The organism is Aeromonas sp. sia0103, assembly GCF_963895295.1.
Taxonomy (GTDB): domain Bacteria; phylum Pseudomonadota; class Gammaproteobacteria; order Enterobacterales; family Aeromonadaceae; genus Aeromonas; species Aeromonas encheleia.
In genome coordinates this window covers 1-701 of sequence record NZ_CAWQKG010000016.1, presented here as the reverse complement: position 1 = coordinate 701, position 701 = coordinate 1, and the positions used below count along the sequence as shown (strand labels likewise).

Annotated in this window: 1 tRNA gene and 2 rRNA genes; all 3 read right to left on the bottom strand. The window is 47.8% G+C overall.

From position 1 onward, the window contains the following. Positions 1-91, bottom strand: a 23S ribosomal RNA gene (locus AACW18_RS08410); the annotation flags it as partial. A gap of 239 nt (positions 92-330) precedes the next feature. Continuing rightward, positions 331-406: transfer RNA gene (locus AACW18_RS08405), tRNA-Glu, on the bottom strand. A 208-nt stretch (positions 407-614) separates the two neighbouring features. After that, a 16S ribosomal RNA gene (locus AACW18_RS08400) occupies positions 615-701 on the bottom strand; the annotation flags it as partial.

Below are 701 nucleotides of genomic sequence, written 5' to 3'. Positions count from 1 at the left end.
TACCGACTTCTCACAGCTTATCGCAGGTTAGTACGTCCTTCATCGCCTCTGACTGCCAAGGCATCCACCATGTACGCTTAGTCACTTAACCATACAACCCCAAGAAGTGTCGTCGAAACGGCACGGCTTGTTGTCGTACAACAAGGACCAAAAATAAATTTTGGTTTTCGCCAAGAAGTTTCCAAAGCACTTGTAACAAATGTTTGAGAACTACTTTTTAAATCAGCTTTCCAGATTGTTAAAGAGCATGTTTGCAACAGCACAAGGCTGAAGAAAACAGACATAAACATTACATGCTTATGTCTGCATTCTTGTTAGCAAGAAGAGAAGTGGCGTCCCCTAGGGGATTCGAACCCCTGTTACCGCCGTGAAAGGGCGGTGTCCTAGGCCTCTAGACGAAGGGGACCCGGATTTGTCTTTGCGCTCGCGCGCAGATGTTTGGGTAGCCGCTTTCGCCGCTATTCACGTCCCAACACCCAACAAAAGGGCTTCTCTCGTTTGGCGTTAGCCAAACAAGCACTGACGCGACATCACTGGCGCATCAGGTCTTTGCTCTAACTACTTTGAATCAAGTCAATCTGTGTGAACACTCAACAACTTCGTCATCATTAAGGTAAGGAGGTGATCCAACCCCAGGTTCCCCTAGGGTTACCTTGTTACGACTTCACCCCAGTCATGAATCACACCGTGGTAAACGCCCT